The following is a 24,262-nucleotide window of genomic DNA, read 5'->3' on the forward strand; positions in this document are numbered from 1 at the left end:
CATCCCGTGCACGACCTGTCGCGTGCACTTTCCGTGGACGTGCTGTCGGATCGACTGCGGCGGATTCGCAGTCAGCCGCTCGGGGTTATTCGCGGAGTGATCGAGGAAGTCCGAAGATGGGCAGCAGGGAGTTGTCGTGGAATCTGGTGAGGCCGGTGATCCGCGCACCGGTGAGGGTCAGCACCAGCACGCCGTGCGCGTGCAGGATCGGGGTCCGCGGGTCGCGCAGGTAGCAGCCGAAGGCCGGTTGGCCGTTGGCGCGCGTCGGGATCAGCACGTGGCTCATCCCGTCGCGCAGCGCCACCGTGGCCAGGAAGTGGCGGATGGCGTCCAGTCCCTGGTACTCCAGCGGCAGCGGCGGCATGGTGAGCCGCGCGTCATTGGTCAGCAGGTCCACCACCGCGTCCACGTCACCGGCTTGGAACGCGCGGGTGAAGTCGTCCACGATCCGGCGTTCCTGCGGCGAGTTCGGCAGCGGTGCGCTTTCCCGGTCGCGACCGGGCAGTTCCTGCGTCAGCGCGCTCCGGGCCCGTTTCAAAGCGCTCGTGACCGCGTTCTCGGAGGTGTCGAGGATGTTCGCGACCTCGGCCGCCCGAAAGCCGAGCACATCCCGCAGCACCAACACGGCCCGCTGCTTCGGCGGCAATTGCTGCAAGGCGGTCAGAAATGCCAGGGACACCGATTCCCTGGCCTCGTAGCGCGCCTCCGGCCCCGGCATGTCGTCGGCGATCTCGTCGAGCAGTGCGTCGGGGTACGGCTCCAGCCAGCTCGGCTCCGCGCGGCGGTGAGATGGCTCGGGCAACGGGACCTCCGATTGGTAGGCCGCATAGTCGTTCGGACGACGGGTGCCGGCCCGCAGTGCGTTGAGACAGCGGTTGGTGGCGATCCGGTAGAGCCACGTCCGCACCGACGCGCGCTCCTCGTACCCGCCGATCCCGCGCCACGCCGCCAGCAACGTCTCCTGCAACAGGTCCTCGGCGTCCTGCACGGAGCCGAGGATGCGGTAGCAGTGGACCTGCAACTCCCGCCGGAAGGGCTCCACGAGCCCCCGGAACGCCTCCCCGTCCCCACTGCGCGCCAACGCGAGCAAACCCTCGGCCGAGCGCCGGGCCGAGGCGTCGGTTCCCCTGACCGGCGGGATCCCTCGCATGGTGGCTCCTCATGTTCCTGTGGTCACCGCGCGCTCGGGCAGGACCGATGGCGGCATTGGACGGTGGCGCGACAGGTCTGACGTGCGACGGCGGGTGGGGTCGGGTCGGCCTGGCGAAGCGGTCGAGATGTGCTCTCGAAGGGATGGACACCGCCACCACCGAAAACTGGTCGCTCCCCACCGAACTTTTCCACCCGACCCCGCCAACCAACCCCCACCAACCGCCCTGACCTGCACCGACGCCCACCAGCACGGGTCGAACCCCACTTCGGCCCGAAGCACACGGGTGTCGCCGCTTGGCCGTGGCACCTGTCCCGCCACGACGCGAGCCCCGGTGCCCGAGCGACCTGCCGGATCATGAGCGGTGCCGCTCACTCGGCGCGGCAGTCCAGCCACCACCCACCCAGCGGGGTCGAACAGTGAGAGAACACCACAAGAAGCCGGTCAAGAAGAACAGGCCGGGCGGCAGGCACACGCCGAACCTGCCCGGCCTCCTGGTCGCCGCGCTGGCCACGTTGTTGGCATTCGCACTGGCCGCCGCGCTGCTGCTCTTCGGGATAGCGTGGCTGTCGGGCGTCAAGTTGTTCCCACCCGCCTCGGGGCTGATCTCGGGTGCGCAACTGCATGATCTGGTCAAGACCACGGTGTCCGCTGCCACGCTTGTGGCGGGAGCATTCGCACTCGTCTACGCGTACCGCAAGCAGAGAATCGACGAAGCGACCAGCCACCGAGCCGACGCCGAGCACCTGAGCAAGCGTTACCAGGATGCGGCAGCCCAATTGGGGCACGACCGCGCACCCGTCCGACTGGCAGGTGTGTACGCGATCGGAAGGCTCGCCGACGACTGGCCTGAGAATCGCCAGATGTGCGTCGACCTCTTGTGCGCCTACTTGCGGATGCCGTACCGGCCGAGCCTGGAGAACGACGACGAGTCGCTGGTGAGAAAAACGATCTTCGACGTCATCAGGCAGCACCTCACCGACCCCGCGGACCCGGACTCCTGGTGTGACTTGGACTTCGACTTCTCCGGCGGGACGTACGACAAAGTGAACCTCTACGGAAGCCACTTCAAGAAGGAGGTCGACTTCAGCGACGCGAAGTTCACCGGGCTGGAACGCAGGAGCGACGACCGCAACGACGGCTGGTTCCACTTCGAGCGGTGCTACTTCGGCGCCGGCGCCTCCTTCTTCCAGACCAGGTTCGAAGGTGCTGTCCTCTTCTTCGACGAAGCCGAGTTCGCCTCGGGCATCACCCACTTCGGAGGCGCCAGTTTCACCAACTTCAACCTCTTCTTCCGAAAATCGGAGTTCAGCGGCGGAACCACCTACTTCGGCCACACCGAGTTCACCCAGGCGAGCAACTGCCCGCCCGTGGGGAACCTCGGCCACGCGACGTTCGACGAGTCGCGCATTACCGGCGGCAAGGTGGTGTTCCGGGGAGCCGAGCTGAACGAGTTCGTCCGGATGAGCTTCGCCGACGTAGAACTCACCTCGGGCGAGCTGGACCTGTCCGGTTTGGCACTCGGGGAGCCGATCGGCGATTCCGAGCTGCCCTCGGTCCTCGTCACGTTCTCCACCCTTGCCGACGGCCGGCTGACCACTCCCGAGACACCGGACGAACGGTTCGAGGTCACCTACCCCGACCAACCCCCGGCCTGATCCACCACTGCACCGCATCCACCACCCCGACGCCGACCAAGGGGCTGGTGGGCGGCCACGACCTCATGGCCGCCCACCAGCGCTCGACCCGCTGCGGCAACTGCTCACCGACCCAGCGTTCACGCTGGTCAGCCGGTGGGGCGGGTGGGGTTCGAACCCACGACCTGACGGATTATGAGTCCGCTGCTCTGACCGGCTGAGCTACCGCCCCCTGACGTGCGGTTCCGGAGGGTACAGAGGGGAGATCCCCCGCGTCTCGACAACCCGGGTGGCGTGACCAAGCTGTGCACTGGCGGGCTACGGGGCTCCGAGGTCCGTGGGGCGGTAGCCCGTGGGGTAGCCCGGGTAGGTTCGGTTCTTCGCGTTGGTCAGGTGCGGTGTCCTGCGGGGCGGGAGGTGGCGCACGGTGGTGGCGCGCAGGCGCAGGGCCGTGTGGGCGGCGCCGGTCAGCCAGCGGGGTTGGTGGGGGAAGCCGAACGCGGTCAGCATCGGGCCGTCCAGCATGGCCAGGACGGCCTTGGCGGTCAGGGCGCGCGGCACCGGGTACCAGGAGCAGAACAGGTCCAGCGTGTACCGGCCGATCGCGTGGTTGGTGTCGCTGTAGGTGAAGTGAGCGTCCTCGTACTCCCGCTTGAACGCCAGGTAGCCCTCGTAGGTGGGTGGCAGGGCCTTGATGCCCATCCGGGCCCCGACGGCGGAGTAGAAGTGGAACGCGCCCAGCCGCTCGTGGTCGGTCAACGGCCGCCAGCCGAACTTCGTGATCCACTCGATCGGGTCGAAGATGAACGTCGACAGCACGTACCGCATGTCGTCGTTCGAGATGTCGTACCGCCCGTGCAGCCGGTTCACCACCCGCAACGCCTCACGGCCCCGCGGCGAGTCGTAGCCGTGCTCGACCAGTTCCGCCATCAGCAGCGCGGTGTCGTCGTACCGCTTCTGCGGCCACCGCTCGAACTCGCCCGTCTTCGCCAGCAACGCCGAGATCGACGGCACGCAGTAGGTCCGGAACAGGGCGAACTCCAGCGCCCGCACGTAGTCCCACGGGAACTCGTACCCCGACGACAGGCGCATGATCTCGGCGTGGTCCCGCTCGGGGTCCAGGGACGTGATCCGGCGCCGGATGGCAAAACGGTCGAAGCGGTCGGCCATGCGGCCCAGCCTGCCCCAAGAAACCGGCCCCGAACGTGTGACAAACGGGTGACTCGCGGGTACCCCGGCCCCATGAGACGACAAAACCCCAGGCCGACCGGCCTGGGGCTGCCATCGCGCTCCCCCTACTGGATTCGAACCAGTAACCCTTCGATTAACAGTCGAATGCTCTGCCATTGAGCTAAGGGGGATTGTTCTGTTGTGGGCCGGGCCTCTCGGCCCGACAGGACGTAACTCTAGCGCATCCGGAACAGTGCTCGCGCACACCCCCCTCCTCATGGGGTAGGAAGGGGTGTGACCAGGCACGATCTCCAGGAGAGGACCACCTCATGAAGGGCATCCTGCTCGGCGCCGCCGTCGGCTACGTCCTAGGGGCGCGCGCCGGACGCCAGCGCTACGACCAGATCGTGCGCGCCTACCGCTCCCTGGCCGACCACCCGGCGGTCCAGGGCGCGGCGGGCATCGTGCGCGCCAAGGTGGGCGAGAAGACCGGCTTCCGCCGGCACCAGCCCAACGCCAACGGCCACCGGCGCGACCCCGTCATCCCGCGCGCCAACTGACCGACCCGCGCCGACCGAGGCCGCCTCGAACCCCGGGGCGGCCTCGGCGCACGTCTACGGCACCAGCGCCACCGCGAAAACCCGGCGGAACGGGAACCACGTCGTGCCGTCCGCCCGCGGCGGGTACGCCTCGCGCAGCAGCGGCGCCAACCGACCCCGGAACGCGGCCCACCCGCCGTCGTCCAACGCCGCCCGGATCGGCCGCAGCGCCGTCCCGGTGATCCACTCCAGCACGGCGTCCTCGCCCTCCAGCCGCTGGAGGTACGTCGTCTCCCACGCGTCCACCGCGCAGCCGTCGAGCACCTCGGCGTACCCGCGCGGGTCGAGCACGGGCGAGGGCCGCAGCAACCCGCGCAACGCGGGCCACGACTCGGCCACGAGTGACCGCACCAGCTCGTGCGACGGCCCGGCGAAGTTGCCGGGCACCTGCATCGCCAGCCACGCGCCGGACGGCAGCGCCCGCGCCCACTTCCGCAGCAGGTCCTCGTGCCCGGGCACCCACTGCAACACCGCGTTCGTCACGACCACGTCGGTGTCCGGCCCGGGCTCCCACGTCGTCACGTCGCCCAGCCGCGCGTCGACCCCGCGCGCCCGTGCCGCCGAGACCATCTCCGGCGACGAGTCCAGCGCCTCGACCACCGCGGACGGCCACCGCCGCGCCAACGTCCCGGTCAGGTTCCCCGGACCGCAGCCCAGGTCGACCACCCGGCGCGGCGACTCGGCCCCGATGCGGGCCACGAGCTCGTGGAACGGCCGCGACCGGTGGTCGGCGAACGCCAGGTACCGCCCCGGATCCCACATGTGCGCACCCCCAGCAACAGTACGGACGTACTGCTACCTACAGTACGCGCGTACTGCTACTCGTCAACCGCGCAGCTCGGCGATCTTCGCCGCCACCGAGGCCGCGACCTCGCGGACTCGCTCCACGTCGACCCCGGGATCGGGCCGCACCTGGAGCACCACGCCGTCCCGCCCGGCGACCTTCCGCTGCACGAACCACGCGCCGACCGTCCCGTTGTGCTCCCGGGACTTGATCGACCCCGTCACGCGCTCGTGCACGACCTCGGGCACCTTGCCGGGCGACTCCAGCGGGAACCGCTGCGGCGGCAGGTCGCGCAGCACCACGGCGCCGCCCGCGGTCCCGTCCTCGACCGCCTCGACCACCACCAGCGCGTTGCCGCGCCACGTCGCCTTGCTGATCAGGTGCCACCCGACCCGGCGCGGACCGGGCTGAACCGGATCGGGCTGTGCCGGATCGGGCTGCCCCGGGTCAGGCAACCACAGCCCGTGCGACGTCGCCACGAGCCAGGACGAGCCGACCGCGGCCGACGCCAGCACGTTCTCGTCGGCGTCCAGCGACCCGGTGAACCCCTCGGGCGCGCCCGAGCCGAAAATCCTCCGGAACAGCCCCATCACAGCCCGCCCACCGCTTGTTCGCCCAACGCCTTGTGGTACTCCTCCAGCGCGATCAGGTCGCCGAAGAGGTGCCGGTACTCGTCCGGCTCCTCCACCGGCGAGACCCGCCGCAGCCGGGACTTGATCTCGGCGATCTGCTTGGCCACCAGGATCTTCTGCAGGCCCGCCAGGACGCCCTGCACGTACCGGTACTCGTCCTCGGACTTCACCCGCAGCGGCTCGACGGCCAGCTCGGTGAGCACCGACCGCACGGCCTGCTGCCGGCACGCCTGCGACACGGCGTCCAGGAACGCCGGACCGGCCAGCCCCGACGACACCCCGCCCGCCTCCCGGATCGCCTGGTGCAGCGCCAGGTACGCGGGGTGCGTGAACGCCTCGTCGGGCAGCGAGTCGTAGTACGGCCCGGCCATCTCCGGCAGCTGCACCGCGGCCTTCAACGCCTCGCGCTGCGCCCACAGCGCCGGGTCGCGCGGGTCCGGGCGCGGCGGGCCGTCGACGTCCAGCGCGCCCTGGTTCGGGTCCACCGGCGCGGCGCGGCGGGGAGCGGCGGGCGCGCGACCGGTCGCGGTCTCGCGCACCCGGCGCACCACGGCGGCCTCGTCGTCCCAGCCCACCCACCAGGCCAGCCGGGTCGCGTAGCCGTCCCGCTTGGCCCGGTCCTTGATCTGCGCCACGAACGGCACCATGACCTTCAGCGCCTCGACCCGGCCGTCGACCGAGTCCAGGTCGTAGTCGCGCAGCCGGGTCTTGATGGCGAACTCGAACAGCGGCGTGCGGCGGGCCACCAGGTCCCGCACGGCCACGTCGCCCTTCGCCTGCCGCAGCTCGCACGGGTCCATGCCGTCCGGCGCGATGGCGATGTAGGTCTGCGCGGAGAACGCCTGCTCGCCCTCGAACGCCTTGAGCGCCGCCTTCTGCCCGGCCGCGTCGCCGTCGAAGGTGAAGATCACCTCGCCGTTGAGCGAGTCGTCGATGAGCAGCCGGCGCAGCACGTTCATGTGGTCCGCGCCGAACGCCGTGCCGCAGGACGCGACCGCCGTGGGCACGCCCGCCAGGTGCATGGCCATCACGTCGGTGTAGCCCTCGACGACCACGGCCTGCCTGCGCTTGGCGATCTCCCGCTTGGCCAGGTCCAGCCCGAACAGCACCTGGGACTTCTTGTAGATCGGGCTCTCGCTGGTGTTGAGGTACTTGGCCTGGATCGGGTCGTCGTCGAAGATGCGCCGCGCGCCGAACCCGACGACCTCGCCGCCCATGTCGCGGATCGGCCACAGCAGCCTGCGGTGGAACCGGTCGATCGGGCCCTGCCTGCCCTCCTTGGTCAGCTGGGCCTTGATCAGCTCGGTCAGCTCGAACCCGCGCCCGAGGAGGTGCTTGGTGAGCTTGTCCCAACCGCCGGGCGCGAAGCCGCAGCCGAACTGCCGTGCCGCGGCCTCGTCGAAACCGCGCTGCGCCAGGAACTCCCGCGCGGCCAGCGCGTCCGGCGTGGTCAGCTGCTCGGCGTAGAACTCGGCGGCGACCCGGTGCGCCTCGATGAGCCGGCTTCGGGTGCCGCGGTCGCGCTGGATGGTCGCGCCGCCGCCCTCGTAGGTGAGCTGGATGCCCGCCCGGTCGGCCAGCCGCTCGACCGCCTCCACGAACCCGAGGTGCTCGATCTTCATCACGAACGCGATGACGTCGCCGCCCTCGCCGCAGCCGAAGCAGTGGAACGTGCCGTGCGACGGGCGGACGTTGAACGACGGCGACTTCTCGTCGTGGAACGGGCACAGGCCCTTCAGCGCACCGCCACCGGCCCGGCGCAGCGAGACGTGGTCGCCCACGACCTCGTCGATCCGGCTGCGGTCGCGCACCACCGCGATGTCGCTCTCCCGGATGCGTCCTGCCACGTCGAGCGAGTCTAGTGCTGGCAGACTGGTGCCCGTGACCACAGCCTCGGAGACCCCGGCTGCCGAGCAGGCCCTGGCCTCGACCTTCACCGGCCACCGCGCCCACCTGGTCGGCGTGGCCTACCGGCTCACCGGCAGCGTCGCGGACGCCGAGGACGCGGTGCAGGAGGCGTGGCTGCGGCTGACCGGGCTGACCGAGCAGGCGCGCGCCGGCATCCGGGACCTGCGCGGCTGGCTGACCACCGTGGTGGGCCGGATCTGCCTGGACCGGCTGCGGTCGGCGGCGGTGCGGCGGGAGCGCTACGTCGGGCAGTGGCTGCCCGAGCCGGTGGTCACCTCGGGGCAGGGCGACCCGCTGGACGCGGTGGTGCGCGACGACGGCGTGCGGATGGCGGCGCTGGTCGTGCTGGACCGCCTCACGCCCGAGCAGCGGGTGGCGTTCGTGCTGCACGACGCGTTCGACGTGCCGTTCGCGGAGATCGCGGACGCGTTGGGCTGCACGGTCGCCACGGCCCGCCAGCACGCGTCACGGGGCCGGCGGGCGGCGGCCGAGGCCGACCCGCCGCCGCGGGTGGCGCTGGAGGAGCAGCGCGAGGTGCTGGAGCGGTTCCTCGCGGCCGTGGCGTCGGGCGACCTCGCCGCCGTGGTCAGCCTGCTGCACCCGGACGTGGTGATGGTCGGCGACGGCGGCGGCAAGGCCAAGACGGCGGTCCACGTGGTCAGCGGCGCGGACAAGGTGGCGCGCCTCATCCTCGGCCTCATGCGCCGCTACGGCGACGTCGAGGGTCGGCCCGCGCTGGTCAACGGCGACCTGGGGCTGGTGTTCGCCGCCCAGGGCGAGTTGACGCCCCGGGTCGAGGCGATCGTGGTGCGGGACGGCAAGGTGGCCGGCGTGTACGACATGTCGAACCCGGACAAGCTGGGCCACGTGCCGTTCCCCGAGGGACCCGAGGCCCCTGAGGGCGTCAAGGCATAGGGACCCGGCAGGCGTCCCCCGAGGTGAAGCCCTGGTCGGTGATGCCGAACGCCGAGTTGAACCGGCCGCGCTGGTTCTCCAGCGCGATCAGGTACGTCAGCTCGACCAGGCCCTGGTGCCCCAGCCGCCGGTCGAGCTCGGCGACCTGCTCGTCGGTGACCGCGGTGGGCGTCTCGGTCATCGCGTCGGCGTAGGCGAGGGCCAGCTTCTCCAGCTCCGTGTACTTGTCCGACGTGCGGTAGTCGTGGATCTCCTTGAGCCGGTCGATGTCCAAGCCCTCGTGCTTGATCAGCATCGTGCCGAAGTCGACGCACCACGAGCAGCCGAGCTTCACCGCGGTCAGGTAGACGACCAGCTCCCGCAGCGACACCGGCAGCGTCCGGGCGGCCTTCTCCACCGCCATCTCGTGCCGCGCGCTGGCCACGAACAGCCGGCGGTGGTGCGCGGCCACGGTGAACGGCTCGGGCACCGCGCCGAACCGCTTCCTGGCGAACCGGTAGGCCAAGCGCACCAGCGGGTTGGCCTGCTTCGTCGTGACCACCGGGATCCTGGGTGCCATGTCCCCTCCTCGTTTCGGGTCTTCACCCGGTGGACGAGGAGGGAGGCCCGGACGTGACAGCGCCCCGGGAGATCGGCTACGGCTTGGCGACCTGGGCGAGGAAGTAGATCGCGCCCGTGTCGGCGTGCCGCACCAGGAGCAGGTACGGCCGGTCGACGCGGACCGTGCGGGCGGGTTCGACCGGCATGAACGAGGTCAGGCGCATCATCACGGCGGTCGCCGCCGCGCCCTCGAAGCCCTGCTCGTCCAGGCGCAGCACGGCTTCGTGCACCACGTCGTCCACGTAGAGCCGCGGGTCGGGGCTCAGGCCGGTGAGGTCCGCGTCACGGCCGAACATCGTGCGCACGCCGACCTGCTGCAACGCGTCGGCCAGCGACACCTTCACGGACAGGTCCAGCTTGGGCAGGAACAGCTCGACCCGGTCGTGGTCCAACGCCTCCAGCACCCCGGGCACGCCCTCGGTGCCCCCCAGGTCGCCGTCAGGAAGCAGCACGACCGCCTCGACACCGCCGCGCGCGGCCAGCGCCACGGCCTGCCACCCGTCCCGCTGGGCGTAGCGCGCGTTCCCCTCGCGGCGCATCGTGGCGACGGTCCCGGCGCCGCGGAACGGCAGGTCGGCGGTGTCGTGCTCGGGGAACTCCTCGGTCCACGCGCACTTCAGGTACAGCGCGTTGACCAGCGTCGCGACCGTGTCGGACGTGATCGAGCCCGGCACCAGCAGCTCCGGGACCAGCCCCCGGGTCGTCTCGGCCACGTCGGCGTTGACGAGCTTGCGCGCGCCTTCCGGGTCGTGCGCGAACGGCGCGGACCTGGCCTTCGCGCCCGGCCACCCCGCCAGGTCGGTGAGGAAGCCCTCGTTGAGCGGCAGCTCGTCCCACGCCCACAGCGTGTTGGCCACGGCGAACTCGGCGTCGTCGCCGACCACCGCGTCCTTGAGCACCTTGGCGTGGTCCGCGCCGAGCAGCGCGACCAGTTCGGCCTCGGTCTCCCCGCGCGCCGCCTGCGCCGTCATGCCGAGCGCGCTAGCCACCGAGTACGGCGACCAGCAGGCGTTGCGCGTGCGGTCGGGCGCGACGGCGTCGTGGAGGGTGAGGGCGAACGTCAGGTGCGCTCGATCAGGCACAGGGTCTCCTTAACGGCGGTGGGCTCGTCCGGGATCGGACGTTCACCCGCGCCGCTCGTGGGTCCGAGCGGCTGGGGGTGGCGTGGTTCGCGCACCCCGGCGGAGCCGTCGTCGCCGGGCTCGTCGTCCCACCCGTCGTACGGGAGCTCGCCACCGACGTGCACCGGGTCGCGGGTCGGTCTGCGCCACGGCCAAGGACGGCCCGGCGGTCTTCTGGACTCATCGGCCATGAGGTCGAGTGTGCCACCGGTCACAGTGGTTCGGGGGCGACGTTCGCCAGCGACCGCCGCCACGCCACGGCCTGGGCGTCGGTGAGGGAGGCGACCTGGTCGACCACGACTCGGAGCCGTTCGGCGTCGGTGCCCGCGGCGGCCCACGCCGGGTGGAACGCGGGGTCGAGCGTGTCCGGGGCGCGCATGAGCAGCAGGTGGACCAGCTCGGCGACCAGCTCCCGCTGCCGCGCCTGCATGGCCAGCCGCGACGGGTCGCTCATCACGTACCGCACCGCGACCGCCTTGAGCAGCGCCACCTCGGCCGCGACCCGGGGCGGCACGACCAGGTCGGCCCGGTAGCGGCTCAGCGGGCCGTGGCCGTGCACCTCGCGGGTCGCGCCGACGGCGGCCGAGGCGAACCGACCGACCAGCTCGCTGGTGAGCCGCTTCAACGCCACCTGGGCGCGCAGGGAACCGTCGTACTCGGTCAGCTCGGCGATCACCGGCAGGCCGAGCAGCTCGGTGGCGGTGGCTTCGAGCACGGACACCGGCTCGTCGGAGAAGTGCTTGGCGGCCAGTTCCGCGATGGCGGCGCGCTCGGCCGGGTCGCCGAGGGCCGACAGGCTGATCCGGTGCGCGAGCACGCCGTCCTCCACGTCGTGCACGGAGTAGGCGACGTCGTCGGCCCAGTCCATGACCTGCGCCTCCAGGCACCGCCGGTGGTCGGGCGCGCCCTGGCGGACCCACGAGAACACGTCCAGGTCGTCGTCGTAGGCGCCGAACTTCACCATCCCGGGACGGCGGGTCCACGGGTACTTGGTCGCCGCGTCCAGGCACGCCCGGGTCAGGTTGAGGCCCCGGGCGGTCTTGGGTTCCAGCCGGGTCAGGATGCGCAGGGTCTGGGCGTTGCCCTCGAAGCCGCCGCACAGCCCGGCCAGCTCGTCGAGCGCGCGTTCGCCGTTGTGCCCGAACGGCGGGTGCCCGATGTCGTGGGCCAGGCCCGCGGTGTCGACCACGTCCGGGTCGCAGCCCAGCTCCTCGCCGATGCCCCGGCCGATCTGGGCGACCTCCAGCGAGTGGGTGAGCCGGGTGCGCGGCACACCGGTGACCTCCGCGCCCTCGTTGGGGCCGACGACCTGGGTCTTGCCCGCGAGCCGGCGCAGCGCCGCCGAGTGCAGCACCCTGGCCCGGTCGCGGGAGAACGGCGAACGGCGCTCGGTGCGCGCCCCGGGCAGCACCGCTCCCTTGGGCAGCTCGGGGAGCAGCCTCGCGGAGTCGTGCGCGGTGTAGCCCTGGATCACGTGCCCGACCTCATCCGCCCAGGGTAAGGGCAGACCTACAGCAGGATGCCGTCGAACGCGCCCGCCGGCGCCTTCATCAGGTGGTAGTAGAGCAGCGCGCCGGTCTCGCGGCGGATGTAGAACAACTGGGTCTCGCGGGTCTGCACGTTCGGGCCGCTGCGGGTCGGCGACGTCCACGCGGACAGGCCCTCGTCCTCGGCCATCGTGCGCGCCCGCAGCGAGTGCCACGGGTCGCTGACGATCACCGCCGTGGTCAGGGACTTCTCCCGGGCGGCGGCGGCGAGCGCGCGGATGCTGCCGAGCGTGTCGGTGCCCTCACCGACCTCGAGGATGCGGTCGGCGGGCACGTCGCGCGCCTCCAGCCACATCCGGCCGGCCTCGCCCTCGGTGAAGTTGTCGCCGGGCTGACGGCCGCCGGTGGTGGCGATGTAGTTGACCACGCCCTGCTCGTACAGCCGGCGGGCGTGCTCCAGCCGCGCCTCCAGCACGTCCGACGGCACCCCGTTGAACTGGGCCGCGCCCAGGACCACGGCCATGTCGGCGTGGGTGCGGTCGTCCTCGCGGGCCACCTGCCAGACGCGGAACGCCGTGCCGCCGACGACGAGGAGCCCGATCACCAGGCCGCCCAGGACGACGCGCGTGGCAAGCCTGCGGAGTCTCGGCAGGAACGTCACGTCGCGGATGATCCCATACCGGTCGCGGCGTCATCGCTGCCAGGATCACCTCATGCCAGCAGAGCAGCCGACGATCGTGGCGACCTCGGGCGGTTTCCGCCCCGGGCACCGGACCAACCTCGAGTTCCACGGCCTGGTGCACCACGCCGTCGACCTGTCCGGCGTGCACCGCCGCAAGCCCAGGCTGTGCTACATCGGCACGGCCGCGGGCGACCAGCGGTGGTTCAACGCGAACATCTCCGAAGCCGGGCAGCTCGCGGGCTGGGAGGTGTCGCACCTGAACCTGTTCACCATGCCGCCCACGACCGACGTGCCGGGGTTCCTGCGCGAGCACGACGTGGTGTGGGTGGGCGGCGGGTCGGTGGCGAACCTGCTCGCCGTGTGGGCGGTGCACGACCTCGGGTCGGCGCTGCGCGGCGCGTGGCAGGACGGCGTCGTGCTCGGCGGCGTGTCCGCCGGGTCGATCTGCTGGTTCGTGGGCGGCGCGACCGACTCGTTCGGGCCGGAGCTGCGGGTGATCACCAACGGGCTGGGCTTCCTGCCGTACGGCAACGGCGTGCACTACGACAGCGAGCCGGCGCGGCGGCCCGCGATCCACGCGGCGGTGACGTCGGGCGTGCTGCCGGTGGCGCACTGCACCGACGACGGCGCCGGGCTCGTCTACCACGGCACCGAGCTCGTCGAAGCCGTGTCCGAGCGGCGCTCCGGCGGTGCGTACGTGGTGCGACGTGACGAATCTTCAGCAACCGCACAGGAGGAATCGCTCGACGTCAGGCGGTTGTGAGACGGACCGTGGAGGGGTGGGGAGACGCTGGTGGGTGGTCGCGGTCGCGGTGGTGACGGGCGTGGTCGCGCTCGTGCACCCGCAGGCGGCGGACCGCACCGCGCACGCGTCGCTGGTCGCGCCGCACAGCACCGCGACCACTCCGGCGGACACCCCGCGTCCGGCCGCGCCACGCTCCGCCGAGGCACCCGCCCCGGACCTCTCGGCGGCGGTGGCGCGGGCGGTCGGCGCGGCGGGCGACATCGACCTCGGGCTCGCCGTGGTGGACCTGGAGACCGGCGCGACGGCGGGCTCCGACGCCGACACCCCGTTCCGCTCGGCGTCGTTGAGCAAGCTCCTGGTGGCCGTGGACGTGCTGACCGCCGGCGAGGTCCCGTCGGCCGACCTGGACCGGCTGGCACGCGCCCTGAGCCTGAGCGATGACGACGCCATGAACGCGCTGTGGACGGTGCACGACGGCATGGGCGCGATCGACCGCGTCGCCGCCCGAGCGGGCCTCACCGACACCCACGCGCCCGAGGACGCCTCCCAGTGGGGCGACGTGGAGATGTCGGCCCGTGACGTGACCCGGCTCTACCGCTACATCGCGACCGACCTCCCGACCGCCGACCGGGACTTCGTCGTCACCGCCCTGACGTCCGCCTCCCCCACCGCCGCGGACGGCTTCGACCAGGCGTACGGCCTGCTCGCCCCCGGCTCGGCCACCCACTCCCACACCTACGCCAAGCAGGGCTGGATGTGGTACCTGCCGGCCGACCTCCACCTGCACACGTCCGGCGTCCTCGCCGACCGCCACGCCGTGGCCGTCCTCTCGATCCAGGCGAACGTCGACGAGCAAACCGCGAAAGACCGCCTGACCTCCGTCACCGACGCGCTGACCGCGGCGCTCACGCCAACCGGCTGAAGCAGCGCGCCTCAGGCCGCAGCAACGCGCGGAAGCGCCCGTCGAGCCTCGAAGCGAACGCACGGTCGCGGGACAGCACACCGAGCTCGCTGGTGCCGGACGGGCCCCGGTCGGTGAGGTTCGCGCTGCCCAGCAGGGCTGTCTCCGCTTCGGCGACCACCACCTTCGCTCAGGCTTCCTGATACAGGTCACGGGCCGTTCGGATGGTCGGGGCCACGACGTCGTCGAGATAGGGCGTCGAGAACGACCTGCCCCAGTTCATCGGCGAGTGCGCGCCCATCTGGTGCGGGTGGCCGAATGACGCCAGGTAGACGGGCACACCGGCCAGGTGGACGTGTTCGAGGTTCGGCGCGAGGGTCCGCGCTCGTGTCACGATCGAGTCGATCCCGTCGCGGGCGGGTCGGCTTTGCAGGACGCACAGCGTCGGCTCCAGTGCCCGCACCGTGGCCGCCAGGTGCGCCAGGCAGTTGGCGGTCATCACCGCGGTCCCCCGCGAGGCGGTGGTCCCCGTGGCGACCGCTGAGCACAGCCGGACGTTGACCAGCGCGTAGGCATCCATGATGTGCACCGGGTGCGGCGCGTTCGCCAGGTCGAGCAGTTCGCCACGCCGGTCCGGACCCGGCTCACGACCGAACGCCAGCCGCAACGCGCTCGCCGTGCCTTTCATGTGGGGCTTCCGGCTGCGCGGGTCGCCGTCGATCACCGACTGCTGTTCCGACCACCGCTCCGCCAGCGTGACGTGCTCGCGTTCCCTGCCGGTCTCCATGCCCAACACCATCACCCGCCACGGCCGGCCGTTCTCCACGATGTCGTAGTGGCGGCCGATGTGCGACAACTGGCCACGCCAGAACGACGTGCCAGGACGCCGCAGCGCCGACGCCCGGCAGACGGCCTCCTTGCCGCACCTGAATCCGCTGCCATCCAGCACGTGCGCACGCATGTACCGGTCCAACTCGGCGATGCGTAACCGGGTCCGCTCAGGGTCGCTCTGCATGGTCATCGACGGGACGGTAGGCCACCGTGCCCGCCCCGGTACCCCGGCCGTCGAACACCTGCTCGCGATGGTGACGGGATCGGCATGCTGGTATACCGCGAGCCGCGAGTGCCGGGGGGTGGGATGGCGAGGCTGTTGGCCGCGTTGGACGAGCACGTCACCGTCGAGTGGGGCAAGTTCGGCCTCATCGACGACGACCGGGTGGAACCCGGCGAACCGGGCTGGTCCGCGCTGGGCTCACCGGAGACGATGCTGACCGGCAAGAACGGCGCCGTCTTCCGCAGTGGCGGTGCCATGCACCTGGCGGCCGTGCGACTGGAGTCGTGGGACGGGCCGGCGGACGTGCCCGAGGGGCAGTGGGACGTGGTGTGGGAGGGCAGGATGCTCCTCACCTCCGGGGTGCTGCGGCCGGCCACCGTGACGGCCTGGGCGCCCGAGGGGACCTTGCGGGTGGGCGGTCCCGGTGTCCACGCGATGCGGGTGCACTGCCGGGGGCGCGAGGCCGCCGCCGAAGTGGGTTCCCTGCCTTACGCGGACGAGGCCGTCGAGCACTGGGTCATGCAGTTCTGGCCCCGGTGAGCGGCGGGACGAGCGGGGCGACCGCCCGTCACGGCGTCGGGTCGACGTGGAACGCGTCGCCGTCCCGGATCCGGTCGTAGGAGTACCACGCTCGTCGACGCACGGGATGGCGAGCTGTGGTGATTGCTGGGCGAGCCGGTAGTGCGCCGCCGACGCGGTCATCGCCGCGAATTCCGGCCGGCTCACTGCGGGTGGCCGTCACGCCCGCTCCGGGAGCGCTGCCTGCTCTTCGCGGCCGCAGCCCGGGGCGCGGTCCGGGTGCTCTGGAGCGGTACGGGAAGTCCGCTCCTCGGTTGAACTGCGGTTTGAGGGTTTTGCCCGTCTGCCCAGGGAAAAGCTCGGCGAAGCCTCATATGGAAGTTGAAAGTTACGCTTGAAGGTGTGAATGCCGAGGAAATGACGGAACACATTAAGTCCTTTGCCGGTACCCGCGTGATGGAGGCGTACGGCGACACGTTCTTCCTCTACGACCCCGACGGCGACCTGCCGCCCGAGCGCCAGATGCCGTTCGCGACGATCGTGACCGGCGACAACTACGAGCAGGTCTCCGACTTGGACCGGCCGGGCGCCTATCGGCTCAACATCGGGCTGACCAAGGCGACGTACACGGCGATGTTCGGGCCCGTGCCGACCGAGCGCGACGAGCAGGGCGTGCTGAAGACCGGATTCGACTACGCGGAACGGGATCGGGTGATGCCGCACCCCGTCTACGCGGCGCAGCACTGGGTTTGCGTGGTGTCGCCGGGTGAGGCGACGGTGGCCGCTGTCGAGCCGTTGCTGGTCGAGGCGCACGCGTTCGCGGCGCGCAAGCACGCCAACCACGCCCGGCGGTCGAAGGCGTGAGGCGGTGCCCGGCGCGGGGGCGGTCCCGCGCCGGGCGTGGCGCTCAGTCGGACGCCGGGTGGATCAGCTCGACGCCGCCGCGTCCCGCGGCCCAGTGGTCGATGGCCTGGCCGCACGCCTGGTCGAGGTGGCGGACGCCGGTCAGGTCGACCCGGACGTGCCTGCTGTCCGGCACGGCCTCCAGGGTCTCCAGCAGGCCCGGCAGCTTGAGGAACGTCGCGTTGCCGCGCACGGCCACGTGGTGGTGGTCTTCGCCGTGCGCGGTCACCGTGACGGTCAGGCGGGACATGTCCCAGGCCGTCTTGACCACCGCGGCGAGCAGGCCGGCGAGGGTGCCGGTGAGCAGGTCGGTCAGCACGATCAGGCCGGCGGTCAGGACCAGGATGGCCGCTTCCGCCCGGTCCGCGCGGGCCAGGGCCAGCACCTGCTTGGGCGCCAGCAACTTCCAACCCGCCTGCACCAGCAACGCCGCCAACACCGCCAACGGGACGTAGGACAGCACGCCCGGCAGCAGCACGACGAACACGAGCAGCCACACGCCGTGCAGCACGCGGGACAGCCGGGTGCGGGCCCCGGCGTCCACGTTGGCCGCGCTGCGCACGATCACGGCGGTCATCGGCAGCGCGCCGAGCACGCCGCACACCGCGTTGCCGACGCCCTGCGCGACGAGCTCCCGGTTGTAGCTGGTCCGCGGCCCGCTGTGCATCCGGTCCACGGCCGCCGCGCAGAACAGCGTCTCCGCCGACGCCACGAGGGCGAACGTCAGCACCGCGCCCAGCAGGCCCGCGTCCAGCAGGGAGAAGTCGACCAACGCCACCACGTCGGTCAGCGGACCGACCTCGATGCGCGGCACCGGCAGCAGCACGCCCACCGCCGAGGCGACCACGACGGCCACCAGCATCCCCGGCACGGCGCGCCACGGCGTGCGCTTCCACAGCCAGGCCACCACCAGCGTCAGCACGGCCACGGCCACGGCGCTCAGGCCGACGGCGGTGGTCGACGCGGCCCGGACCAGGTCGGGCAGGCCCGCGAACTTCCCGCCGGTCGTGGCGGGCTGGTCCTGCCCCGCGAACGGGTAGAGCTGGCCCAGCACGAGCACCAGGCCGATGCCCGCGAGCATGCCCTGGACCACGGCGGGCGAGATGGCGCGGAACCAGCGGCCCAGCCGCAGCAGGCCCATGGCCACCTGGAGCAGGCCCGCGCCGAGCACGATGAGGCCGAGCGCGGGCAGGCCGTGCGTGGCGACGGTGTCGGCGACCAGCACGGTCAGGCCCGCCGCCGGGCCGCTGACCTGCATGGTGCTGCCGGGCAGCAGGCCGACCACGAGGCCGCCCACCACCCCGGTGATGATGCCCAGCTCGGCCGGGACGCCGGAGGCGACGGCGATGCCCACGCACAGCGGGAGCGCCACCAGGAACACCACCAGCGACGCGCCGACGTCGGGCCAGAGGGTCGCCCGCAGCCGGGCCGGGGCGGGTCGTCGGGTCATGGTGCTCACCGGTCGTCCCCCGCCGGGCCGTTCACCGCGCGTGATGCCGCGTGGCCGGTGGACGGGGTCGGTGATCGGTCGTTCGCGCGCCCGCGTCCCATTTCCTGGGACACGCGGGGCGGATATGCGCGGGCGTGGTGCGCCCGCAGGGTGATTTCCATCGGTTTTCCCCACTCGTCGGTGGTCGGACTCGTGCGATCGACTGGCGGTGGGGCGCCGATCAGTTCCGGAACACCTGGAGAGCCGATGGGGTGGACCACGAACGGAGGTGGTCCCGTCGTCCCCGGTCCACCGGTGGGTCCGTACCCGTGGACGCGTCGACGCGCCGGAGGACGGGGACCACGCGGGAGGGGTTCGCCGCAGGTCGGGCCGGCGACGGGCGGGTCGCCCAAGATCGCGTCTCGGCCCCGGTGCGGCCTTCGCGGGCGGGCTCTTCCTCCGAACCCGAGACGACGTGGCCGACCGGGGCGGCGCGCACGACGCCGACCGGACCGGACGGCGACGGCACGAGCACGGCGACGAGCGCCAAGGCGATCGCGACGACGACAACACGCGTCATGACACCCCCCGATGAGCCGCGCCTGCAATCCAGTGTCACAAAGGCGGGTGACGTGAGGGTTAATCAGGAGCCTGTTTTCACGCAGTCGGTTCGATATTCACTCGATGGTTCGTGACGCAGATCATTAAACTCGAATCCGGTTACGCACAGTGATCGCTAGAGGAGGGCAGCAAGGGTGAACGACACGGCTGCGGCGAGCGACAGCAGCGCCCGGACGTGGTTCGCGGGCACCCACTCGCGCAAGTAGCGGGTCCAGCAGTCGGTCGAGCCGAGCCGTTCCAGCTCGTTGTTGCGCGGGATGTGGAACGCCCCGGTGAGCACGATCCCGCCCACGACGTAGAGCGCCGCGCCCGCCCACGCCCACGGGTCGCCCTCGAACGCCGCCACCACGCCGACGACCGCCGTGCCCGCGAAGAGCCCGATGAACGCGGGGTTCACGACGGCCAGGTTGATCGCCCGCATGGCGGCCACCCCGACCTCGGGCTCGGCCCGCCGCAGACCGGGCATGACCATCGCGGAGAACGCGAAGAAGACTCCAGCCATCATCCCGCAGCCGAGGGCCGCGATGATCGTCACCGTGGGGAACATGAGCACCAGTCAAGTCGAGGGGTCCTGGACTCTCCATGGCTCGACGCCTCGAACGCATGCGCGAGCGTCTTAGGCTGGCGCCCGTGGACGCTCTCGCCGGGTTGTTGGACGGGCCGCGCGCCCGTGGCGCGTTCCTCATGCGCACCGTCCTGGACCCGCCGTGGTCGCTGCGCATCGAGGACCGCGCGCCGTTGACCGTGGTCGCGATGGTGCGCGGGGACGGCTGGCTGCTGCCGCACGACGGCGACCCCGTGCGGCTGCGCATCGGTGACGTCGCGGTGCTGTGCGGGCCCGACCCGTACGTGCTGGCGGACGACCCGGCCACGCCCGTGCAGGCGGTGGTCCACCCCGGCGGGATCACCACCACGCCGGACGGCGCCGCGCTGTGCGAGCAGTGGGGTCTGGGCGTGCGGACGTGGGGCGCGAACGCGGACGGGTCCGTGGTGATGCTCAGCGGCACGTACCAGTGGGACGGCGAGGTGAGCCGCCGGCTGCTGTCGGTGCTGCCGCCGTTCCTGGTGGCGCCGCGGTCCGAGCTGCCGCTGGTGCCCCTGCTGGCCGAGGAGATCACCCGCGACGAACCGGGCCAGGAGGCCGTGCTGGACCGCCTGCTCGACCTGGTGCTGATCTCGGTGCTGCGGTCGTGGTTCTGCCGGCCGGAGGCGCGCACGCCGACCTGGTACTCCGCGCACGCCGACCCCGTGGTGGGCCGTGCCCTACGACTGCTGCACGCCGACCCGGCCCACCCGTGGACGGTGGGGTCGCTGGCCGAGGCGGTCGGCGTGTCCCGGGCGGCGCTGGCCAGGCGGTTCACCGAACTGGTCGGCGAACCGCCGATGGCCTACCTGACCGACTGGCGCCTCACCCTGGCCGCCGACCTGCTGCGCGAACCGTCCGCCACCGTGGCCGCGGTCGCCCGCCAGGTCGGCTACAGCACCGCTTTCGCACTGAGCACGGCGTTCAAGCGGGAACGGGGCCTCTCCCCCTCCGCCCACCGCGCCACCCCGTGAGTCGAACGCTCAGGTCCCGAGAGTCGAACGCTCAGGTCCCGAGAGTCGAACGCTCGGGACCCCCGAGTTCAACGCTCAGGTCACGCGCCGATCAGCCGGGCGGCCAGGTAGCCCTCCAGCTGGTCCATCGACACGCGCTCCTGCGACATGGTGTCGCGCTCCCGCACCGTCACGGCGTGGTCGGTGAGGGTGTCGAAGTCGACCGTGACGCAGAACGGCGTGCCGATCTCGTCCTGCCTGCGGTAGCGGCGGCCAATGGCGCCCGCGTCGTCGAACTCGATGTTCCAGTGCTTGCGCAGCGCGTTGGCCAGGTCCTTCGCCTTCGGCGAGAGGTCGGCGTTGCGCGACAGCGGCAGCACGGCGGCCTTCACCGGGGCCAGCCTGCGGTCCAGGCGGAGCACGACCCGCTTGTCCACGCCGCCCTTGGCGTTCGGGGCCTCGTCCTCGGTGTAAGCCTCCAGCAGGAACGCCATCATCGGCCGGCCCACGCCCGCCGCGGGCTCGATCACGAACGGCTTGTAGCGCGAGTTCGTGGCCTGGTCGAAGTACGACAGGTCGACGCCCGAGTGGTTCGAGTGGGTCGTGAGGTCGAAGTCGGTGCGGTTGGCGATGCCTTCCAGCTCACCCCACTCCTGGCCGCCGAACCGGAACCGGTACTCGATGTCGACGGTCCGCTTCGAGTAGTGCGACAGCTTTTCCTTGGGGTGCTCGTAGTGCCGCAGGTTCTCCTTGGAGATGCCCAGCTCGGTGTACCAGCGGGTGCGCTCGTCGATCCAGTACTGGTGCCATTCCTCGTCCGTGCCCGGCTCGACGAAGAACTCCATCTCCATCTGCTCGAACTCGCGGGTGCGGAAGATGAAGTTGCCCGGCGTGATCTCGTTGCGGAAGCTCTTGCCGATCTGGCCGATGCCGAACGGCGGCTTGCGGCGCGACGTGGTCTGCACGTTGAGGAAGTTCGTGAAGATGCCCTGCGCGGTCTCCGGGCGCAGGTAGTGCAGGCCCTCGTCGGTCTCGACCGGGCCGAGGTGGGTCTTGAGCAGGCCGTTGAACATCTTCGGCTCGGTGTACTGGCCGCGCGTGCCGCAGTTCGGGCACGGGACGTCGGACACGTCGCCCTCGGCCACCTGCTTGCCGGTGCGCTCGGCGTACTCCTCGGCCAGCGTGTCCTGCCGGAACCGCTTGTGGCACGAGTTGCACTCGATCAGGGGATCCACGAACGCCTCGACGTGCCCGGACGCCACCCACACCTCGCGCGGCAGGATCACCGACGAGTCCAAGCCGACGACGTCCTCCCGGCCGCGCACCATGTAGTTCCACCACTGGCGCTTGATGTTGTCCTTCAGCTCGACGCCGAGCGGACCGTAGTCCCACGCCGACCTGGTGCCGCCGTAGATCTCGCCGCACGGGTAGACGAACCCGCGACGCTTGCACAGGCTGACGACGGTCTCGATGCGATCGGCTGCCACGGACACTCCATCGGGAGATGCAGAAAGGACGGGAAAGGGGCTTGCCAGGGTAGTCCTTGCCGTCGGGTCGCCATCGGGCGACCGGGCCACGCCGCACGCCCCCGCGGTCCGGCGGCGGACCCGATCAGCGCGGCGTGGTCGGCCCCGCGGCCTCGCCCAGGCGGACGGTGCCCGCGTCGTGCGCCAGCAGGCTCACCTCGCGCCGGACCGCCCCGTCGGCGGCGACCAGCAGCGGTTCGTAGGCGGCGGGTTCGTCGGTGCTCGCCTCGGACAGCAGGGGGATGACGTGCTCGCGCACCTCGAACGGGGACAGCGCGCGCCGGTAGGCCACCACCGAGTCGAACTCGACGGTCAGCACGAAGCGGTCCGCCTCGTCGGTCGACCGGGACAGCTGGGCGCGGCGGCAGCCGGGTTGGGCGGTGAGCAGGGCCAACGCCCGGTCGACGCGCCCGGTGAACGCCTCGACCCCGGGTTCGGCCACGGTGAAGCGGCAGACGAGCAGCACGGTGCAAGGATGCCACGGTGGCTGGTAACTCGAAGCGGACCCTGATCCCCGGTGCCGGACCGCTCTCGCGGGTGCCCGCGCCGGCGGCGTTCCTGCTGGTCCTGGTGGTGTTCGGGCTGGGCGTGTGGCTCCAGGGCACGGTGGGCGCGCTGCTGCTGGGCCTGTTGGCGCTGGGTGTGGCGGCGCTGCTCGCCACGACCTGGCCCCTGCTGACCCCGAGCGCGCGCGTGTTGAGACTGCTCGTGCTGGCCGTCCTGGTGCTCATCACGGTGTCGGTGCTCTAGCGCCGTAGTATCGGTGGTGAAAATCCATACCACGTGGGAGGCGACGTGACGGTCGGAGTGCGGGGCGAGCACGTGCACTCCCCGGAACGCCGCGTGCCCCCGCCCGCGCCGCGGCAGCCCACCCGGACCCTGTCCGCGGCCGGTGAGCTGCTGCGCGCGCTCGCCGCGCCGGTGCGGATCGCCATCGTGCTGCAACTGCGCGAGGCGGACCGGTGCGTGCACGAGCTGGTCGAGGCGCTGGGCGTGGCCCAGCCGTTGATCAGCCAGCACCTGCGGGTGCTCAAGGCGGCGGGTGTCGTGCACGGCGAGCGGCACGGCCGCGAGGTCGTCTACCGGCTCGTCGACGAGCACCTGGCGCACATCGTCGTGGACGCGGTGACCCATGTGGACGAGGGGCCGCGTGGTATCAACCAGACCGACCGGACCCCCCGGACGGAGGAGATGTGACCACTAGCGAGCGTCCGACCACCGCGGTGCCCGGACTGAGGTCGACCAAGCAGCGCACGGCGGTGTCCAAGCTGCTCGACTCGCTGGGCGAGTTCCGCTCGGCCCAGGAGCTGCACGAGGAGCTGCGCAAGCGCGGCGAGGGCATCGGCCTGACCACGGTCTACCGCACGTTGCAGTCGCTGGCCGACGCCGGCGAGGTGGACGTGCTGCGCACCGACTCGGGTGAGGCGATCTACCGGCGCTGCTCCCAGCACCACCATCACCACCTCGTGTGCCGCAGCTGCGGGCGCACGGTGGAGGTCGAGGGCCCGGCGGTGGAGAAGTGGGCCGACCGCGTCGCCGCGGAGAACGGGTTCGTCGAGGTCAGCCACACCGTGGAGATCTTCGGCACGTGCCGCGACTGCTGCGGGAAGGCTCAGCCCTCGTAGGTGTCCTCGGGTGTCGCGATCGGCACGACCTGCGACACCGTGAACGTCGGAACGAACGCGGTCTCCTTGGTCGCCGAGCCGGGCACGACCCGGCCGGTGGCCTCGACCCACTGGTCGGTGGGCAGCGCGGCGAAGTCCTGACCGGCCATCTTCGCCTTGACCGGCGAGGCGTCCGCGGCGCAGCACGAGATGGTCAGCCGGGCGATGAACACGTCGGCGTCCTTGCGCACGACGAACCCGGTGAGCTTGACCGTGCGGTCGTCCAGCGAGCCGGAGTCGTCCCACGCCGTGCGGGTGACGAACTCGGAGATGGTGAGCGGGATGACGTCGTCGGACGGCAGCGGCGCGAACCCGCTCGACGCGTTGGCCTCCTGGGCGGCGTTGCGGTCGGACCGGTTGACCGTGTCCGCGCCCAGCGCGGGCGGGCTGATCAGGAACACCGCGAACACCGGCAGCAGCAGCATCCACGGGCTGCGGGACGTGCCGTGCTCGTGCCCGGCGTGCTCGACGCCGCTCGGGTCCTGCTGACCGCCGCGGATGTCGCGCACGATCGACAACAGGGCCAGCACGACCATGACGGCGCCGGTCAGGACCAGCCACGGTTGCAGCGACTCCTTGACGTACCGCAGGTACGTGCCGGTCAGCGCGAGCTTGAGCAGCGCGCCGCCGAGCAGGACCAGCAGGATGTTCTGGGTCTCACGCCTCATGGGTTCTCACG

General features: G+C 71.6%; 28 protein-coding genes and 2 tRNA genes. 11 read left to right on the top strand and 19 right to left on the bottom strand.

Features of this window, described 5'->3' with window-relative positions; translation table 11 throughout:
- Window positions 1-85 precede the first annotated feature (85 nt).
- Entirely contained in the window at window positions 86-1,150 is a 1,065-nt protein-coding gene (locus ACIQMJ_RS24630) for a sigma-70 family RNA polymerase sigma factor (RefSeq protein WP_499763346.1), read from the bottom strand.
- Window positions 1,151-1,569: 419 nt separating this feature from the next.
- On the opposite strand from ACIQMJ_RS24630, the gene ACIQMJ_RS24635 reads away from it, so the two are divergent.
- Window positions 1,570-2,808 (top strand): hypothetical protein, encoded by a 1,239-nt coding sequence (locus ACIQMJ_RS24635; protein ID WP_499763347.1) that lies wholly within the window; start codon window positions 1,570-1,572, stop codon window positions 2,806-2,808.
- A 136-nt stretch (window positions 2,809-2,944) separates the two neighbouring features.
- Here the strand turns inward: ACIQMJ_RS24635 and ACIQMJ_RS24640 are convergent.
- From ACIQMJ_RS24640 to ACIQMJ_RS24650, 3 genes are all read right to left on the bottom strand, one after another.
- Window positions 2,945-3,019: transfer RNA gene (locus tag ACIQMJ_RS24640), tRNA-Ile, on the bottom strand.
- Window positions 3,020-3,105: 86 nt separating this feature from the next.
- A complete protein-coding gene (locus ACIQMJ_RS24645; RefSeq protein ID WP_499763348.1) occupies window positions 3,106-3,957 on the bottom strand; it encodes an oxygenase MpaB family protein in 852 nt (283 codons plus the stop codon).
- A 119-nt stretch (window positions 3,958-4,076) separates the two neighbouring features.
- Window positions 4,077-4,148: transfer RNA gene (locus ACIQMJ_RS24650), tRNA-Asn, on the bottom strand.
- A gap of 138 nt (window positions 4,149-4,286) precedes the next feature.
- Between ACIQMJ_RS24650 and ACIQMJ_RS24655 the strand changes: the two genes are divergently transcribed.
- Window positions 4,287-4,517 carry a hypothetical protein gene (locus ACIQMJ_RS24655; RefSeq protein ID WP_366198833.1) on the top strand — a complete coding sequence of 77 codons (231 nt, stop codon included), beginning with the start codon at window positions 4,287-4,289 and terminating at the stop codon, window positions 4,515-4,517.
- 54 nt (window positions 4,518-4,571) lie between these two features.
- On the opposite strand, the gene ACIQMJ_RS24660 is transcribed toward ACIQMJ_RS24655, so the two are convergent.
- The 3 genes from ACIQMJ_RS24660 to dnaG all read right to left on the bottom strand — a co-directional run bounded on the left by ACIQMJ_RS24660 (window position 4,572) and on the right by dnaG (window position 7,819).
- Entirely contained in the window at window positions 4,572-5,318 is a 747-nt protein-coding gene (locus ACIQMJ_RS24660; protein ID WP_499763349.1) for a trans-aconitate 2-methyltransferase, read from the bottom strand.
- 63 nt (window positions 5,319-5,381) lie between these two features.
- Window positions 5,382-5,930 carry a hypothetical protein gene (locus tag ACIQMJ_RS24665; RefSeq protein WP_499763350.1) on the bottom strand — a complete coding sequence of 183 codons (549 nt, stop codon included), beginning with the start codon at window positions 5,928-5,930 and terminating at the stop codon, window positions 5,382-5,384.
- Window positions 5,930-7,819 carry a DNA primase gene (gene dnaG, locus ACIQMJ_RS24670; protein ID WP_499763351.1) on the bottom strand — a complete coding sequence of 630 codons (1,890 nt, stop codon included), beginning with the start codon at window positions 7,817-7,819 and terminating at the stop codon, window positions 5,930-5,932. Before dnaG ends, ACIQMJ_RS24665 begins: the two co-directional genes overlap by 1 nt.
- A gap of 28 nt (window positions 7,820-7,847) precedes the next feature.
- Between dnaG and ACIQMJ_RS24675 the strand changes: the two genes are divergently transcribed.
- Window positions 7,848-8,795 (top strand): sigma-70 family RNA polymerase sigma factor, encoded by a 948-nt coding sequence (locus ACIQMJ_RS24675; RefSeq protein ID WP_499763352.1) that lies wholly within the window; start codon window positions 7,848-7,850, stop codon window positions 8,793-8,795.
- On the opposite strand, the gene ACIQMJ_RS24680 is transcribed toward ACIQMJ_RS24675, so the two are convergent.
- The 5 genes from ACIQMJ_RS24680 to ACIQMJ_RS24700 form a co-directional block, all read right to left on the bottom strand.
- Window positions 8,785-9,354 (bottom strand): carboxymuconolactone decarboxylase family protein, encoded by a 570-nt coding sequence (locus tag ACIQMJ_RS24680; protein WP_499763353.1) that lies wholly within the window; start codon window positions 9,352-9,354, stop codon window positions 8,785-8,787. The genes ACIQMJ_RS24675 and ACIQMJ_RS24680 overlap by 11 nt on opposite strands.
- Before the next feature lie 76 nt (window positions 9,355-9,430).
- Window positions 9,431-10,477: a serpin family protein gene (locus ACIQMJ_RS24685; RefSeq protein WP_499763354.1), complete on the bottom strand. Its 1,047-nt coding sequence runs from the start codon at window positions 10,475-10,477 to the stop codon at window positions 9,431-9,433.
- The gene (locus tag ACIQMJ_RS24690) at window positions 10,456-10,707 is read right to left on the bottom strand and encodes a hypothetical protein (RefSeq protein WP_499763355.1); all 252 of its coding nucleotides are present in this window, start codon (window positions 10,705-10,707) and stop codon (window positions 10,456-10,458) included. Before ACIQMJ_RS24690 ends, ACIQMJ_RS24685 begins: the two co-directional genes overlap by 22 nt.
- Before the next feature lie 20 nt (window positions 10,708-10,727).
- On the bottom strand, window positions 10,728-11,987 hold the full coding sequence (locus tag ACIQMJ_RS24695; protein ID WP_499763615.1) for a deoxyguanosinetriphosphate triphosphohydrolase: 1,260 nt from the start codon (window positions 11,985-11,987) through the stop codon (window positions 10,728-10,730).
- A gap of 38 nt (window positions 11,988-12,025) precedes the next feature.
- Window positions 12,026-12,664: a YdcF family protein gene (locus tag ACIQMJ_RS24700; protein WP_499763356.1), complete on the bottom strand. Its 639-nt coding sequence runs from the start codon at window positions 12,662-12,664 to the stop codon at window positions 12,026-12,028.
- Between the two features lie 52 nt (window positions 12,665-12,716).
- Between ACIQMJ_RS24700 and ACIQMJ_RS24705 the strand changes: the two genes are divergently transcribed.
- Window positions 12,717-13,448 carry a Type 1 glutamine amidotransferase-like domain-containing protein gene (locus ACIQMJ_RS24705; protein ID WP_499763357.1) on the top strand — a complete coding sequence of 244 codons (732 nt, stop codon included), beginning with the start codon at window positions 12,717-12,719 and terminating at the stop codon, window positions 13,446-13,448.
- A 16-nt stretch (window positions 13,449-13,464) separates the two neighbouring features.
- Window positions 13,465-14,352 (top strand): serine hydrolase, encoded by an 888-nt coding sequence (locus ACIQMJ_RS24710; protein ID WP_499763358.1) that lies wholly within the window; start codon window positions 13,465-13,467, stop codon window positions 14,350-14,352.
- Here the strand turns inward: ACIQMJ_RS24710 and ACIQMJ_RS24715 are convergent.
- Both ACIQMJ_RS24715 and ACIQMJ_RS24720 read right to left on the bottom strand, forming a co-directional pair.
- Window positions 14,336-14,515, bottom strand: a complete 180-nt coding sequence (locus tag ACIQMJ_RS24715) for a hypothetical protein (protein ID WP_499763359.1) — start codon at window positions 14,513-14,515, stop codon at window positions 14,336-14,338. The two genes, ACIQMJ_RS24710 and ACIQMJ_RS24715, sit on opposite strands and share 17 nt — an antisense overlap.
- Window positions 14,516-14,521: 6 nt before the next feature.
- Entirely contained in the window at window positions 14,522-15,352 is an 831-nt protein-coding gene (locus tag ACIQMJ_RS24720; RefSeq protein WP_499763360.1) for a hypothetical protein, read from the bottom strand.
- Between the two features lie 117 nt (window positions 15,353-15,469).
- Here ACIQMJ_RS24720 and ACIQMJ_RS24725 point away from each other — a divergent pair, with 117 nt between their 5' ends.
- Window positions 15,470-15,925 carry a hypothetical protein gene (locus ACIQMJ_RS24725; protein WP_499763361.1) on the top strand — a complete coding sequence of 152 codons (456 nt, stop codon included), beginning with the start codon at window positions 15,470-15,472 and terminating at the stop codon, window positions 15,923-15,925.
- Between the two features lie 396 nt (window positions 15,926-16,321).
- Window positions 16,322-16,768 (top strand): DUF6194 family protein, encoded by a 447-nt coding sequence (locus ACIQMJ_RS24730; RefSeq protein ID WP_499763362.1) that lies wholly within the window; start codon window positions 16,322-16,324, stop codon window positions 16,766-16,768.
- Window positions 16,769-16,811: 43 nt separating this feature from the next.
- Here the strand turns inward: ACIQMJ_RS24730 and ACIQMJ_RS24735 are convergent, their stop codons facing one another.
- Window positions 16,812-18,257 (bottom strand): SulP family inorganic anion transporter, encoded by a 1,446-nt coding sequence (locus tag ACIQMJ_RS24735; protein ID WP_499763363.1) that lies wholly within the window; start codon window positions 18,255-18,257, stop codon window positions 16,812-16,814.
- A 715-nt stretch (window positions 18,258-18,972) separates the two neighbouring features.
- Entirely contained in the window at window positions 18,973-19,392 is a 420-nt protein-coding gene (locus ACIQMJ_RS24740) for an anthrone oxygenase family protein (RefSeq protein ID WP_499763364.1), read from the bottom strand.
- 95 nt (window positions 19,393-19,487) lie between these two features.
- Here ACIQMJ_RS24740 and ACIQMJ_RS24745 point away from each other — a divergent pair, with 95 nt between their 5' ends.
- Window positions 19,488-20,414, top strand: coding sequence for an AraC family transcriptional regulator (locus tag ACIQMJ_RS24745; RefSeq protein ID WP_499763365.1), 927 nt, complete (start codon window positions 19,488-19,490; stop codon window positions 20,412-20,414).
- An 80-nt stretch (window positions 20,415-20,494) separates the two neighbouring features.
- On the opposite strand, the gene ACIQMJ_RS24750 is transcribed toward ACIQMJ_RS24745, so the two are convergent.
- Both ACIQMJ_RS24750 and ACIQMJ_RS24755 read right to left on the bottom strand, forming a co-directional pair.
- Window positions 20,495-21,880 carry a glycine--tRNA ligase gene (locus ACIQMJ_RS24750; RefSeq protein WP_141978513.1) on the bottom strand — a complete coding sequence of 462 codons (1,386 nt, stop codon included), beginning with the start codon at window positions 21,878-21,880 and terminating at the stop codon, window positions 20,495-20,497.
- Between the two features lie 124 nt (window positions 21,881-22,004).
- The gene (locus tag ACIQMJ_RS24755) at window positions 22,005-22,385 is read right to left on the bottom strand and encodes an antibiotic biosynthesis monooxygenase family protein (RefSeq protein WP_499763366.1); all 381 of its coding nucleotides are present in this window, start codon (window positions 22,383-22,385) and stop codon (window positions 22,005-22,007) included.
- A gap of 17 nt (window positions 22,386-22,402) precedes the next feature.
- On the opposite strand from ACIQMJ_RS24755, the gene ACIQMJ_RS24760 reads away from it, so the two are divergent.
- The 3 genes from ACIQMJ_RS24760 to ACIQMJ_RS24770 are packed head-to-tail and all read left to right on the top strand — an operon-like array spanning window position 22,403 to window position 23,544.
- Window positions 22,403-22,669, top strand: coding sequence for a hypothetical protein (locus ACIQMJ_RS24760; protein ID WP_499763367.1), 267 nt, complete (start codon window positions 22,403-22,405; stop codon window positions 22,667-22,669).
- A gap of 45 nt (window positions 22,670-22,714) precedes the next feature.
- Entirely contained in the window at window positions 22,715-23,116 is a 402-nt protein-coding gene (locus ACIQMJ_RS24765; protein ID WP_499763368.1) for an ArsR/SmtB family transcription factor, read from the top strand.
- Complete coding sequence (locus ACIQMJ_RS24770; RefSeq protein WP_499763369.1) at window positions 23,113-23,544, top strand: Fur family transcriptional regulator; 432 nt, start codon at window positions 23,113-23,115, stop codon at window positions 23,542-23,544. Before ACIQMJ_RS24765 ends, ACIQMJ_RS24770 begins: the two co-directional genes overlap by 4 nt.
- Here ACIQMJ_RS24770 and ACIQMJ_RS24775 read toward each other — a convergent pair.
- Complete coding sequence (locus ACIQMJ_RS24775; RefSeq protein WP_499763370.1) at window positions 23,532-24,251, bottom strand: TIGR03943 family putative permease subunit; 720 nt, start codon at window positions 24,249-24,251, stop codon at window positions 23,532-23,534. The genes ACIQMJ_RS24770 and ACIQMJ_RS24775 overlap by 13 nt on opposite strands.
- Window positions 24,252-24,262 lie beyond the last annotated feature (11 nt).

Origin of the sequence: Actinosynnema sp. NPDC091369, assembly GCF_044757065.1 — a bacterium.
GTDB lineage: Bacteria > Actinomycetota > Actinomycetes > Mycobacteriales > Pseudonocardiaceae > Actinosynnema.

Coding starts and splice junctions, on each gene's coding strand:
- ACIQMJ_RS24630 (WP_499763346.1), bottom strand. CDS start 1,150: ATGCGAGGGATCCCGCCGGTCAGGGGAACCGACGCCTCGGCCCGGCGC.
- ACIQMJ_RS24645 (WP_499763348.1), bottom strand. CDS start 3,957: ATGGCCGACCGCTTCGACCGTTTTGCCATCCGGCGCCGGATCACGTCC.
- ACIQMJ_RS24655 (WP_366198833.1), top strand. CDS start 4,287: ATGAAGGGCATCCTGCTCGGCGCCGCCGTCGGCTACGTCCTAGGGGCG.
- ACIQMJ_RS24660 (WP_499763349.1), bottom strand. CDS start 5,318: ATGTGGGATCCGGGGCGGTACCTGGCGTTCGCCGACCACCGGTCGCGG.
- ACIQMJ_RS24665 (WP_499763350.1), bottom strand. CDS start 5,930: ATGGGGCTGTTCCGGAGGATTTTCGGCTCGGGCGCGCCCGAGGGGTTC.
- ACIQMJ_RS24680 (WP_499763353.1), bottom strand. CDS start 9,354: ATGGCACCCAGGATCCCGGTGGTCACGACGAAGCAGGCCAACCCGCTG.
- ACIQMJ_RS24690 (WP_499763355.1), bottom strand. CDS start 10,707: ATGGCCGATGAGTCCAGAAGACCGCCGGGCCGTCCTTGGCCGTGGCGC.
- ACIQMJ_RS24705 (WP_499763357.1), top strand. CDS start 12,717: ATGCCAGCAGAGCAGCCGACGATCGTGGCGACCTCGGGCGGTTTCCGC.
- ACIQMJ_RS24720 (WP_499763360.1), bottom strand. CDS start 15,352: ATGACCATGCAGAGCGACCCTGAGCGGACCCGGTTACGCATCGCCGAG.
- ACIQMJ_RS24725 (WP_499763361.1), top strand. CDS start 15,470: ATGGCGAGGCTGTTGGCCGCGTTGGACGAGCACGTCACCGTCGAGTGG.
- ACIQMJ_RS24730 (WP_499763362.1), top strand. CDS start 16,322: ATGACGGAACACATTAAGTCCTTTGCCGGTACCCGCGTGATGGAGGCG.
- ACIQMJ_RS24735 (WP_499763363.1), bottom strand. CDS start 18,257: ATGACCCGACGACCCGCCCCGGCCCGGCTGCGGGCGACCCTCTGGCCC.
- ACIQMJ_RS24775 (WP_499763370.1), bottom strand. CDS start 24,251: ATGAGGCGTGAGACCCAGAACATCCTGCTGGTCCTGCTCGGCGGCGCG.